The following is a 12,973-nucleotide window of genomic DNA, read 5'->3' as shown; positions in this document are numbered from 1 at the left end:
TTGTATCCCTGCGAAAGGGGGAGGGGCGCAGCGCCCCTCCGGAAGGGTTATTTGATGTAGTGCACGTGCTCGCAGATTTCTTCCACGATCGGGTCGCGGCGTTCAGCGAACAACTTTTTGTTTTCAGCGATCAGGTTATTGCCGTGGGTGTCGATGGAAACAATCAGCGGGCCGAACTCTTTTACCCGGCATACCCACAGGGATTCCGGCATGCCTAACTCCGTCCAGTGCACTTCTTCGATCTCTTCAACCTGGGTTGCCGCGACGACTGCGCAGCCAGCCGGGAAGATCACGTGCAGCGCTTTGAACTGCTTGCAGCCTTCTTCCGTCAACGGCCCCATACCGCCCTTACCGACCACCAGCTTCACACCTGTTTGCTCAATGAACTCTTTCTCAAAGGCTTCCATACGCATGCTGGTGGTTGGGCCAACGGAAACCATCTCCCATTTTTCACCGTTCTTACGTACGATTGGACCTGCGTGGAAAATGGCTTTGCCGCTCAGGTCATACGGTATCGGGCGCTTAAGTTCGATCAGGCGGCGGTGGCACACGTCGCGACAAGTCACCAGCGTACCGGTCAGGTAAATCACATCGCCAACGCGGATGTCTGCCAGATCTTCGGCTTTGATCGGGGTTGTCAGGATCTTTTTCATAACGCGCTCCGGGTGTGAGACAGATTTTCGAAGGAGAGGTCAGCATGAACCAGCAGCGTGCCGCGACGGTGCGCCCAGCAGCCAGTGGAGACGGCAACGCCGATAGTGGAGGGATGGCGCGCGGCAGATTCGATATGCACGCCCATCACCGAGCTGTTACCGGTCAACCCTTGCGGACCAATGCCCAGACGGTTAAGTCCCTCTTCCAGACGCAGTTCCAGTTCGGCCGCTTTCGGGTTCGGATGACGTGACCCGATAGGACGCAGTACCGCTTTTCGTGACAGCACGGCCGCGGTTTCTACAGAGGTAGCAATACCGACACCGACCAGAACCGGCGGGCAGGCGTTGACCGCCAGCGTTGAGATATTTTCGAAGACAAATTTCACTACGCCTTCGTAGCCTTCAGAAGGCATTAACACTTTGGAGCGTCCCGGTAGCGTGCAGCCGCCGCCCGCCATGTAGACTTCGATTTCTGCATCGTCGCCGTCAGGGATGATATCCCAGGTGACCCACGGCACACCGGTACCGGTATTTTTACCGGTATTCACTTCGTCAAAAATCTCGACCGCGTTATGACGCAGCGGCGCTTTGACGGTCGCGTCTTCAACGGCTTGTTTCAAAATGCTTTGCAGTTCGCCCAGCAGCGGAAAGCGGGAGCCGACCTTTACAAAGAACATGATTTCGCCGGTGTCCTGACAGGCCGGGCGATTCAGGTCGATAGCCTTCTGCATGTTGTCAAACATGGTGTGGTAAATGATTTTACCCATTGGTGAAGTTTCACCTTCGCGTAGCTGTTTTAATTTATCTACGACGTCGTCGGGCATGCGGGTAGAAATCATGGCGGTAAAGTTCGCGACAATGTTAGTCAGCGTGTTTATCGCATTTTGGTTATTTTGCTTGCTCATTATGCTAACTCCAGTTCTTTTATTTATCTGGAAATAAATTCTCCGGCACAAACTACCACTAAAAATGTGGTTTTATATTATTTGCCACTGTGAATATCCAATTAACAGTTCGTGAATGATGTCCCGATAAGGCAATAAAAATTGCGCAAAGGCAGGGTTTAATTCGCATCAGAGAATTACACTGCGGTTAACAACATCACGGATATACTGAACATGCTGAACACTTATCCCCTGGCGAAAGACCTGCAGGTGCTGGTTGAGATTGTTCATAGTGGCAGCTTTAGCGCAGCAGCCGCGACGCTTGGACAAACGCCTGCGTTTGTGACAAAACGCATTCAGATCCTCGAATCTACGCTGAACACGACACTGCTTAGCCGCTCTGCGCGCGGCGTGGCACTCACGGAAAGCGGGCAACGCTGTTATGAACATGCGCTGGAGATCCTTGCCCGTTATCAGCATCTGGTGGATGACGTCACACAAATCAAAACGCGTCCGGAAGGGATGATTCGTATCGGCTGTAGCTTTGGATTTGGGCGTAGTTATATTGCTCCTGCTATTACCGAATTGATGCACAGCTATCCTGAATTACAGGTGCATTTTGAGCTTTACGATCGGCAAATTGATTTAGCTCAGGATAATATCGATCTGGATATTCGGATTAATGATGATATTCCTGATTATTATATTGCGCATTTGTTAACGAAAAATAAAAGAATATTGTGTGCCGCGCCGATATATTTACAAAAATATGGCCAGCCGATGACGTTACAGGAATTAAGTCATCACGATTGCCTGGTAACGAAAGAGCGCGATATGACCCACGGGGTATGGGAGCTCGACAACGGTCAGGAGAAAAAAACGGTTAAGGTGGCAGGGCACCTTTCGTCCAACAGCGGTGAGATCGTGCTGCAGTGGGCGCTGCAGGGAAAGGGGATTATGTTACGCTCCGAATGGGATGTGCAGCCGTTCCTGCGCAGCGGCGAGCTGGTTCGCGTACTGCCAGGCTACGCGCAGAGTGCCAACATTTGGGCGGTTTATAAGGAGCCGCTGTATCGCAGCGTGAAGTTGCGTGTGTGCGTGGAGTTTCTGGCAACGTGGTGTCAGCAAAGATTGGGTAGGCTTGTTGAGGGGTATCAGATTCCACAAGCCGGATAAGACGCGTTCGCGTCGCCATCCGGCAAGAAAATCACTCAGGGTCTTTTTCGCGCTTTTTCTTTAGCTTGGTCCAGATTTTTGTCTCCTGACGACGCCACAGACGCTGGATATTGTCATGGTGACGCAGCAGAATTAAGCATGACAGCATGGAGACCGGAAAGGTGAACTGAGGGTTGAACCACCAGACGTAGAACGGCGCAATCAGTGCGCTGACGATAGCGCCTAATGATGAATAGCCGCTCAGCAGGACGGTTAGCAGCCAGGTACCAGCCATTACGCCAGTAAGATCCCAACCAATCGGCGCAATCGCGCCAAAGGCGGTGGCTACGCCTTTTCCACCTTTAAAACCGAAAAATATCGGCCAAATATGCCCCAGGCAGGCCGCGATGGCGATCAATCCTAACCAGAAGGGGCTGACGCCTAGCGCGTATGCCCCCCAGACGGGTAACATACCTTTCAGGACGTCGAAAATCAGCACGGCGACGGCGGCTCCTTTGCCTCCAATTCGCAGCACGTTTGTCGCGCCCGGATTCCCAGAGCCGCTTGTACGCGGGTCCGGCAATCCAGCGAGGCGGCATACCAGAATGGCACTGGAAATTGAGCCGCAGAGGTACGCGAAGATGATCATTCCAGGCGCGATTGCACTCATAAGCTGTTCCGTTTTGAAAATGTCGTGTAAAACGCTACTTCTGTGGATAATACGCATATTTCGCCGGAAGTGGTATCCGGGTTAGCCAAAAAGCGGGCAGGTCGTGATGGATATTGTATTTATAGAGCAACTTTCAGTAATCACCACTATCGGTGTTTATGACTGGGAACAAACTATCGAACAAAAACTGGTGTTCGATATCGAAATGGCATGGGATAACCGTAAATCTGCCAAAAGTGATGATGTCGCTGATTGCCTGAGCTATGCTGATATTGCTCAAACAGTTGTTAATCATGTGGAAGGTGGGCGTTTTGCGCTGGTAGAACGTGTGGCGGAAGAGGTGGCGGATCTCCTGCTCAGCCGCTTTAATTCTCCATGGGTGCGCATCAAGCTGAGCAAACCTGGTGCGGTGGCCCGTGCGGCAAACGTCGGGGTTATCATCGAACGTAGCAATAATCTGAAAGAAAATAATTAACTTAATAATATCTAAACCAAACAGGTATAAAAGAGTCCTGACGTCGGCTCTTTTTTGCCGTGCTTTTTCTCTTTCGTTAGGGGTTTATTGATGAGTGATATGCACTCGCTGCTGGTAGCGGCAATTTTGGGTGTGGTCGAAGGGCTGACGGAGTTCCTACCCGTTTCCAGTACCGGCCATATGATAATTGTCGGCCACCTGTTAGGTTTTGAGGGCGATACCGCAAAAACGTTTGAAGTCGTGATCCAACTGGGTTCCATTCTGGCTGTAGTGGTGATGTTCTGGCGACGTCTGTTTGGTTTAATTGGCATTCACTTTGGTAAGACTCCGCATGAAGGCTCTGGTAAGGGGCGACTGACCCTCGGACATATCCTGTTGGGGATGGTTCCTGCTGTGGTTCTGGGTCTGGTCTTCCACGACACCATCAAGTCACTGTTTAACCCGATCAACGTGATGTATGCGCTGGTGGTGGGGGGCGTGCTGCTGATTGTCGCAGAGTGTCTCAAACCAAAAGAACCGCGTGCGCCGGGTCTGGATGATATGACTTACCGCCAGGCGTTTATGATTGGCTGTTTCCAGTGTTTGGCGTTGTGGCCCGGCTTTTCCCGTTCCGGAGCGACTATCTCTGGCGGTATGCTGATGGGGGTGAGCCGTTATGCAGCATCTGAATTTTCATTCCTGCTGGCGGTACCGATGATGATGGGCGCGACGGCGCTGGATCTCTACAAAAGTTGGTCGTTCCTGACCGCATCAGATATTCCGATGTTTGCTGTCGGCTTCGTGACGGCATTTGTTGTGGCGTTGGTGGCGATCAAAACCTTCCTGCAACTGATTAAACGGATCTCGTTTATTCCCTTTGCGATTTATCGTTTTGTGGTCGCCGCCGCCGTTTACGTGGTGTTCTTCTGATGACTTTCCGTGGTGCCGGATGGCGGCGTTCCGCCTTATCCGGCAATGCATTTCCTACGCTTTCGGGCAACGCTGTTCCTTCCAACTGGCCACTGCTGCAATGCGACGTCGGGTCAGTTCCTCGCGAATTGCCGGACCTTTAAAACCTGCCTCGACAACCTCTTTTGTGGGTACCGCTTGTGCAACCTGCCAGGCCTCGCGCAGCAATCTGCCCTGCGGATAATCTGTTGCTTCAAAACCAGTTCGACCACGAACGTCGGCCTCGCTGGTCAGGGCGATTTGTTCCACACGTTGTGGTTTACGCCAGGCGTCAATGGAATCAAACAGCTTCACGATGGTTTTGGGCTGCAGGATCGGGAAGGTATGAATCAGATCGTGAAATTCGGCTACCAGTTTGGCTAAGTCGCGGATGTCATTGGGCACGCGCATGCGTTGGCACAGTTGTTCTACCAACTTAACGCCTGCCGGACCGTGACCATGGTGGCGCGGCCAGAGTGCTTTGGGTGTCAATCCTTTACCGAGATCGTGACACAGCGTGGCGAAACGCACGTCGACCTCCGGGCTTAACATGGCCGCCATCGACAGCGTCATTAGCGTGTGAATGCCGGTGTCGATTTCTGGATGCCATTGTGCGGGGGCTGGAACGCCAAACAGGGCATCTACTTCCGGGAACAGCACGCGCAGGGCATCGCAATCGCGCAGGACCTGGAAAAATACCTGCGGATTACGGGTGGTTAAGGCGCTTTCTGTCTCTTTCCACACACGTTCTGGCGTCAGGTGTTCCAGCTCTCCAGCGGCGGCCATGTTGCGCATCAGCATCATGGTTTCATCAGCAACACGAAAGCCAAGGTGTGCATAGCGGGCAGCAAAACGCGCCACGCGCAGGACGCGCAGCGGATCTTCACTAAAAGCAGGGGATACATGGCGCAACAAACGATTTTCCAGATCGCCACGGCCGTTATACGGATCGATAATCTCTCCGTCGTCGTCACGGGCTAACGCGTTGATCGTCAGGTCGCGGCGCTGAAGATCGGCTTCCAGCGAAACGTCCGGCGCGGCATAACAGGTGAACCCGGTGTAACCTGAGCCCGATTTTCGTTCGGTGCGTGCCAGCGCATACTCTTCCCGGGTGCGTGGGTGGAGAAACACGGGGAAATCGCGACCTACCTGCTGATAGCCCGCGTCAAGCATCTCCTGCGGCGTGGCGCCGACAACGACCCAATCTTTATCTTTAATCGGTAGCCCTAATAACGCATCCCGAACAGCACCACCGACCAGATAAATCTTCACACCACGTTCCTTTTGAAAAACAGTATTCCTTAATCATATGTCAGTGTGAGGGAGAAGGCGATTCAGTTCATCCAGCGATCTTTGCGCTTCCGGCTCGGGATCATGTGTGGCAGAACCAGACCGAGAAGCAGGCCGAGTCCGAGCACGCCGCCACCATACATGAACCATTGCATGATGATAGTACGTTGCTTGTCATCAAGCTGAAGGTTAGCGGCGCTGACTTTCTTTTGCGCCACAATAAGCTCGTTCTTCAGCTTCTGGTTTTCTTCCTTCAACCCGTCGATCACGCTGTCGCTTTGCGATACTTTTTGCTGCATATCGGCGGTGCGTTGATTCCAGGTGGTATCGATATTATTGAGCTTATCGGTCAGTGTCTTAACCTGGTTTTCAAGATCGGGTACGCGGGTACGCAGGCTTGGCGTACTGTTCAGCTCTTTAAGTGGGATCCACGCGGTACGTCCAGTGCTGTCTTTCACCTGGGCGTAGTTGGTGTTGGCGTCAGTCTGTAAAAGCGTGACTTCCTCGCCGGCGTTAACCGTGCCCACGAGGCGATAATTATCTCCCGGACCGCTGCGGACCCAGGTGTTCAGTTCATCAGAGACATAGCGCTTCTCTTCGGCATGAGAGACTGCAGTGGCGCTAAGTGCGAGTAAAGTTAATCCAATCAGGCGTAATTTTGGCATCAGGCTGTCGTTATTGTCATAGAAAGTGGAACGATAGTAGTGGCATCAGTGTCTCTACGCAAAGCATTCGACATCAATCGGAATCATCTGTGTCCTTTTTGCCACCACTCGAAACTTTTACGCCCGTCAAATTGCACGTTGCATGGCAATTTGGCGCAAAATACTATCTACTGACAATAAAGAATGCACTTAGTTCGCAGTCTGTTTTCTCAACTGTGACATAACCCATAAGTACAAGACCATGGCCCAGGAAATCGAATTAAAGTTTATCGTCAATAGTGATGCTGTAGATGCGCTACGTGAACGTCTGAATACATTGGGGGGAGAGCATCACGCCCCCAGCCAGTTGCTGAATATTTACTACGAGACCCCGGATGCCTGGTTGCGAGGCCATGATATGGGGCTGCGTATTCGCGGGGAGAATGGTCGTTATGAAATGACCATGAAAATTGCCGGACGGGTAACGGGCGGTCTGCATCAGCGACCAGAATATAATGTCGCCTTGAGCGCGCCGGAACTGGATCTCACCCAGTTTCCTGCTGAGGTTTGGCCCAATGGTGAACTCCCTGCCGATCTTGCCTCTCAGGTGCAACCGTTGTTCAGCACCGACTTTTACCGCGAGAAATGGTTGGTTGATGTCGACGGCAGCCGGATTGAAATCGCTCTCGATCTGGGGGAAGTGAAGGCCGGCGAGTTTGCAGAACCCCTCTGCGAGCTTGAACTTGAGTTGTTGAGCGGCGATACCCGTGCGGTACTGAAGCTGGCAAGTCAGCTGGTGTCGCAAACCGGTTTACGCCAGGGCAGTCTGAGCAAGGCGGCTCGTGGTTATCATCTGGCGCAGGGGAACGCGCCGCGTGAAATCAAACCGACGGGTATTCTGCAAGTCCCTGCGAAAGCGAACATTGAACAAGGGCTGGAAGCGGCGCTGGAACAGGCATTGTCGCAATGGCAGTATCACGAAGAGTTGTGGGTGCGCGGCGTCAAAGGCGCGAAAGACGGCGTGTTGGCTGCAATAGGGTTGGTTCGCCACGTCCTGATGCTCTTTGGTGGTCATGTTCCACGTAAAGCGAGCGCTCACTTACGTGATTTGCTGACCCAGTCGGAAGCGATCATTGCGTCGGACGTTTCTGCCGTTTCGGCGGTTTATAGTACGCAAACGGCAATGGCTAAACTGGCACTTACCGAATGGCTGGTAACCAAAGGGTGGCAAACGTTCCTTGATGCAAAAGCGCAGGCTAAAATTACCGACTCCTTTAAGCGTTTTTCTGACACCCATCTTTCACGTCATGCCGCTGAACTGAAAACGGCTTTTGCGCAACCGCTGGGCGATCAGTACACCGATCAACTCCCTCGTCTGACGCGAAATATTGATAGCATTCTGATGCTGGCGGGTTACTACGATGAGAATGTCGCATCAGAATGGATTGCCAACTGGCAGGGGCTGCGTCATGCCATCGAAACCCGCCAACATATTGAAATTGAACACTTCCGCAACGAAGCGATCTCTCAGGAACCGTTCTGGCTACACAGCGGTAAACGATAACCAGGATCGAGGCCGGGATGCCTGATGGCGCTGCGCTTATCAGGCCTACGCGATGGGTGTAAGTGTCATGTAGGCCGGATAAAGCGAAACGCCGCCATCCGGCACCATTCAAAGGATAACCCGTAGATGAAGCAGCTCTCTTCACCGTTACAGCAGTACTGGCCGACCGTTGTTGAGCGGCTGCCAGCAGCAATATCTGAGTCCTCACTTAGTGTGCAGGCGAAGTCAGTGCTTACATTCAGTGATTTTGTTCGCGACAGTGTGATTGCCCATCCTGAGTGGCTGGTGGAGCTGGAAAGCGCCGCGCCACAGGCTGATGAATGGCAACACTATGTCACCTGGTTACAGCAAGCGTTGAACGACGTCAGTGATGAAGCGACGTTGATGCGTGAACTTCGCCTGTTCCGCCGTCGCATCATGGTGCGCATTGCCTGGGCGCAGACGCTGTCGCTGGTGGCTGAAGAGAGTATTTTGCAACAGCTAAGTCACCTGGCGGAGACGCTGATCATTGCCGCACGTGATTGGCTGTATGACGCCTGTTGCCGTGAGTGGGGAACGCCCTGTAATCAGGATGGCACCCCACAACCGCTGCTGATTTTAGGGATGGGAAAACTCGGTGGCGGCGAGCTGAATTTTTCTTCCGATATCGATCTGATTTTCGCCTGGCCGGAACATGGTTCTACGCAGGGTGGACGGCGTGAACTGGATAACGCGCAGTTCTTTACCCGTATGGGGCAGCGACTCATCAAGGTGTTGGATCAGCCAACCATGGACGGGTTTGTTTATCGGGTAGACATGCGCTTACGTCCGTTTGGCGACAGCGGTCCGTTGGTGCTGAGCTTCTCCGCGCTGGAGGATTATTATCAGGAGCAAGGGCGCGACTGGGAACGCTATGCAATGGTGAAAGCACGTATTATGGGCGATGCCGACGGTACTTATGTCAGCGAGCTTCGCGCCATGCTACGACCGTTTGTCTTCCGTCGCTACATCGATTTCAGTGTGATCCAGTCCCTGCGTAATATGAAAGGAATGATTGCCCGTGAAGTTCGCCGTCGTGGTCTGAAGGACAACATTAAGCTCGGCGCGGGCGGTATTCGTGAAATTGAATTTATCGTTCAGGTATTCCAGCTGATCCGCGGCGGGCGTGAGCCTTCTCTGCAATCCCGTTCGCTTTTACCCACACTAAGCGCCATCAATGCGCTGCATTTGCTGTCTGATACCGATGCGGAACAACTACGGACGGCCTATCTCTATTTACGCCGCCTGGAAAATCTGCTGCAGAGTATCAATGACGAACAGACCCAAACGCTGCCGGGCGATGAGCTGAACCGGGCAAGACTGGCGTGGGGGATGCGTGTCGATGACTGGCAGCAACTGACTGATGTGCTGGCGGCGCACATGAGTAATGTGCGCCGGGTGTTTAATGAGTTAATTGGTGATGACGACAGTGAAACTCAGGAAGAGTCGCTGTCGGAACAGTGGCGCGAGCTGTGGCAGGATGCGTTGCAGGAAGATGATACTACGCCAGTGCTGATGCATCTGGCGGATGATGATCGCCGCCGTGTGCTGACACTGATCGCTGATTTCCGTAAAGAGCTGGATAAGCGCACGATAGGCCCGCGGGGGCGTCAGGTGCTGGATCATTTGATGCCGCATCTGCTGAGCGATGTCTGTTCCCGCGATGATGCCTCCGTGCCGTTGTCGCGTATTACTCCGCTGCTGGTGGGCATTGTCACCCGCACGACTTATCTGGAACTGCTGAGCGAATTCCCAGGGGCGCTTAAACACCTGATTTCGCTGTGCGCTGCCTCACCCATGGTGGCCAGCCAACTGGCACGCTATCCGCTGTTGCTCGATGAACTGCTGGACCCCAACACGTTGTACCAACCCACGGCGACTGACGCCTATCGTGATGAGTTGCGCCAGTATTTGCTACGCGTACCGGAAGATGACGAAGAGCAGCAGCTGGAAGCCCTGCGTCAGTTTAAGCAAACGCAGTTGCTGCGTATTGCGGCGGCTGATATCGCCGGGACGCTGCCAGTCATGAAGGTAAGCGATCACCTGACCTGGCTGGCGGAAGCCATTATTGATGCCGTAGTTCAGCAGGCGTGGACGCAAATGGTCGCCCGCTACGGGCAGCCAACGCATCTTGGCGATCGTGAAGGCCGCGGTTTTGCCGTTGTTGGCTACGGCAAACTGGGCGGTTGGGAGCTGGGCTATAGCTCCGATCTCGACTTGATCTTCCTGCATGATTGCCCGATGGATGTGATGACTGACGGCGAACGTGAGATTGACGGGCGGCAGTTCTATCTGCGCCTGTCGCAGCGCATTATGCATCTTTTCAGTACCCGCACCTCATCTGGCATTTTGTATGAAGTGGATGCACGGCTGCGTCCGTCCGGTGCGGCGGGAATGCTGGTGACCTCAACAGATGCTTTTGCTGACTACCAACGTAACGAAGCCTGGACGTGGGAGCATCAGGCGCTGGTGCGGGCTCGTGTGGTGTACGGCGACCCGCAACTAACCTCTCAGTTTGATGTGGTGCGGCGCGATATCATGACCCTCGCCCGTGATGGAAAAACATTACAGACAGACGTGCGCGAAATGCGTGAGAAAATGCGTGCCCATCTGGGCAATAAACATCGCGATCGTTTTGATATTAAAGCAGATGAAGGCGGTATCACCGACATTGAGTTTATTACGCAATATCTGGTGCTGCGCTATGCCCACGAAAAACCCAAGCTGACGCGCTGGTCGGATAACGTGCGCATTCTGGAATTACTGGCACAAAACGACATTATGGACGAACAGGAAGCGCTGGCGCTTACCCGCGCTTACACGACGCTGCGCGATGAACTTCACCATCTTGCCCTGCAGGAACTTCCGGGCCATGTCGCGCCGGAGAGCTTCAGTGCTGAACGTACGCTGGTGCGTGACAGCTGGCAGAAGTGGCTGGTTGCCGAGTGAAGTGTGCTATTATCGCGCGCAAATTTTAAGACCCTCAGAGAATCTCTCAGGAGACAGGAATGAAAGTAACGCTGCCAGAGTTTGAACGTGCAGGAGTCATGGTTGTCGGTGATGTGATGCTGGATCGCTACTGGTACGGCCCTACCAGCCGTATCTCCCCAGAAGCGCCGGTCCCGGTGGTAAAAGTGGATACCATTGAAGAACGTCCCGGTGGCGCAGCAAACGTGGCGATGAACATTGCCTCTCTGGGAGCGAATTCGCGTCTGGTGGGCCTGACCGGCATTGACGATGCGGCGCGTGCACTCAGTAAAACGCTGGCGGACGTAAACGTAAAATGTGACTTCGTTTCCGTGCCGACGCATCCGACGATAACCAAGCTGCGCGTGCTTTCCCGCAACCAGCAGCTGATTCGCCTGGATTTCGAAGAAGGCTTTGAAGGTGTGGATCCGCAGCCACTGCATGAGCGTATCAATCAGGCGCTGGGATCTATCGGCGCGCTGGTGCTGTCGGACTACGCCAAAGGTGCGCTGGCAAGCGTTCAGCAAATGATTGCACTGGCACGTAAAGCAGGGGTTCCGGTACTTATCGATCCGAAAGGGACCGATTTTGAACGTTACCGCGGCGCGACACTGTTGACGCCGAATCTGTCCGAATTTGAAGCGGTTGCGGGTAAGTGCAAGAGCGAAGATGAACTGGTTGAACGCGGCATGAAGGTGATTGCGGATTTCGGTCTTTCTGCACTGTTAATCACGCGCTCCGAACAGGGAATGACGCTGCTGCAACCGGGCAAAGCGCCATTGCACATGCCGACCCAGGCGCAGGAAGTGTATGACGTGACCGGTGCGGGCGATACGGTTATCGGCGTACTGGCAGCGACGCTTGCCGCGGGTAATTCGCTGGAAGAGGCGTGCTATTTTGCTAACGCGGCAGCAGGTGTTGTTGTCGGTAAGCTGGGGACCTCTACGGTTTCACCGATCGAGCTGGAAAATGCCGTGCGCGGTCGCGCTGATACCGGCTTTGGCGTGATGAGTGAAGATGAGCTGAAGCAGGCTGTCGCCAGCGCCCGCAAACGTGGTGAGAAAGTGGTGATGACCAACGGTGTCTTTGACATCCTGCATGCGGGGCATGTCTCCTATCTGGCAAATGCGCGCAAGCTGGGTGACCGTCTGATCGTCGCGGTTAACAGCGATGCGTCCACCAAACGTCTGAAAGGCGAAACTCGCCCGGTCAATCCGCTTGAACAGCGTATGATCGTGCTGGGGGCGCTGGAGTCTGTCGACTGGGTCGTCTCTTTTGAAGAGGATACGCCGCAGCGTCTGATTGCCGGTGTTCTGCCGGATCTGCTGGTCAAAGGTGGCGATTACAAGCCGGACGAGATTGCCGGCAGCAAAGAGGTGTGGGCCAACGGCGGAGAAGTATTGGTACTCAACTTCGAAGATGGTTGTTCAACGACCAATATCATCAAAAAGATCCAGAAAGACAGCGATAAATAACAAATACCGGAAACGCGTCAAACCTTCCGTTTAGCGCGCTTTCCTTGCTTGACGATGCTGTTTGCTCGACCCGAAGTACCGGAAGAAAGATGAGAGGAGGAGATGTATTCCTCCTCTGATAGACCTCATTTGACTCTCTCACAGATTTCGTAGAAAAGTGTGAAGCAGAGCCCTCATTTTGCGCACATAATGTACAGAACAGCTTCGCGTATAGGGAAATACTGAAATCAGAAAAAGCATATGGCCTTAAC

At 53.5% G+C, this 12,973-nt stretch carries 11 protein-coding genes; 6 read left to right on the top strand and 5 right to left on the bottom strand.

Features of this window, described 5'->3' with window-relative positions; all coding sequences use genetic code 11:
• Positions 1-47: 47 nt before the first annotated feature.
• Positions 48-653: a L(+)-tartrate dehydratase subunit beta gene (ttdB, locus tag QMN38_RS22400; RefSeq protein ID WP_323606058.1), complete on the bottom strand. Its 606-nt coding sequence runs from the start codon at positions 651-653 to the stop codon at positions 48-50.
• Positions 650-1,561 carry a L(+)-tartrate dehydratase subunit alpha gene (gene ttdA / locus QMN38_RS22395; RefSeq protein WP_271441567.1) on the bottom strand — a complete coding sequence of 304 codons (912 nt, stop codon included), beginning with the start codon at positions 1,559-1,561 and terminating at the stop codon, positions 650-652. Before ttdA ends, ttdB begins: the two co-directional genes overlap by 4 nt.
• Before the next feature lie 210 nt (positions 1,562-1,771).
• Between ttdA and ttdR the strand changes: the two genes are divergently transcribed.
• Complete coding sequence (gene ttdR, locus QMN38_RS22390; RefSeq protein ID WP_323606057.1) at positions 1,772-2,713, top strand: L-tartrate utilization transcriptional activator TtdR; 942 nt, start codon at positions 1,772-1,774, stop codon at positions 2,711-2,713.
• 31 nt (positions 2,714-2,744) lie between these two features.
• Here ttdR and plsY read toward each other — a convergent pair whose 3' ends face one another.
• A complete protein-coding gene (gene plsY / locus QMN38_RS22385; RefSeq protein WP_202037729.1) occupies positions 2,745-3,362 on the bottom strand; it encodes a glycerol-3-phosphate 1-O-acyltransferase PlsY in 618 nt (205 codons plus the stop codon).
• Between the two features lie 106 nt (positions 3,363-3,468).
• Between plsY and folB the strand changes: the two genes are divergently transcribed.
• Complete coding sequence (gene folB / locus QMN38_RS22380; RefSeq protein ID WP_137382544.1) at positions 3,469-3,837, top strand: bifunctional dihydroneopterin aldolase/7,8-dihydroneopterin epimerase; 369 nt, start codon at positions 3,469-3,471, stop codon at positions 3,835-3,837.
• Between the two features lie 90 nt (positions 3,838-3,927).
• Positions 3,928-4,746, top strand: coding sequence for an undecaprenyl-diphosphate phosphatase (gene bacA / locus QMN38_RS22375; protein WP_271441560.1), 819 nt, complete (start codon positions 3,928-3,930; stop codon positions 4,744-4,746).
• Positions 4,747-4,800: 54 nt separating this feature from the next.
• On the opposite strand, the gene QMN38_RS22370 is transcribed toward bacA, so the two are convergent.
• Both QMN38_RS22370 and QMN38_RS22365 read right to left on the bottom strand, forming a co-directional pair.
• Complete coding sequence (locus tag QMN38_RS22370) at positions 4,801-6,036, bottom strand: multifunctional CCA addition/repair protein (protein ID WP_271441561.1); 1,236 nt, start codon at positions 6,034-6,036, stop codon at positions 4,801-4,803.
• Positions 6,037-6,098: 62 nt separating this feature from the next.
• Positions 6,099-6,719 carry a TIGR04211 family SH3 domain-containing protein gene (locus QMN38_RS22365; RefSeq protein ID WP_048213254.1) on the bottom strand — a complete coding sequence of 207 codons (621 nt, stop codon included), beginning with the start codon at positions 6,717-6,719 and terminating at the stop codon, positions 6,099-6,101.
• A gap of 241 nt (positions 6,720-6,960) precedes the next feature.
• Between QMN38_RS22365 and QMN38_RS22360 the strand changes: the two genes are divergently transcribed.
• From QMN38_RS22360 to hldE, 3 genes are all read left to right on the top strand, one after another.
• Complete coding sequence (locus QMN38_RS22360; RefSeq protein WP_323606053.1) at positions 6,961-8,262, top strand: CYTH domain-containing protein; 1,302 nt, start codon at positions 6,961-6,963, stop codon at positions 8,260-8,262.
• Positions 8,263-8,388: 126 nt separating this feature from the next.
• The gene (gene glnE, locus QMN38_RS22355; RefSeq protein WP_271454304.1) at positions 8,389-11,229 is read left to right on the top strand and encodes a bifunctional [glutamate--ammonia ligase]-adenylyl-L-tyrosine phosphorylase/[glutamate--ammonia-ligase] adenylyltransferase; all 2,841 of its coding nucleotides are present in this window, start codon (positions 8,389-8,391) and stop codon (positions 11,227-11,229) included.
• 59 nt (positions 11,230-11,288) lie between these two features.
• Complete coding sequence (gene hldE / locus QMN38_RS22350) at positions 11,289-12,722, top strand: bifunctional D-glycero-beta-D-manno-heptose-7-phosphate kinase/D-glycero-beta-D-manno-heptose 1-phosphate adenylyltransferase HldE (RefSeq protein WP_137382550.1); 1,434 nt, start codon at positions 11,289-11,291, stop codon at positions 12,720-12,722.
• Positions 12,723-12,973 lie beyond the last annotated feature (251 nt).

This window comes from Citrobacter sp. R-1.5.2 (genome assembly GCF_035064245.1).
Taxonomy (GTDB): Bacteria; Pseudomonadota; Gammaproteobacteria; order Enterobacterales; family Enterobacteriaceae; genus Citrobacter.
Note: the sequence above shows the minus strand (reverse complement) of the source record. Positions and strands in the feature narration are given on the sequence as shown.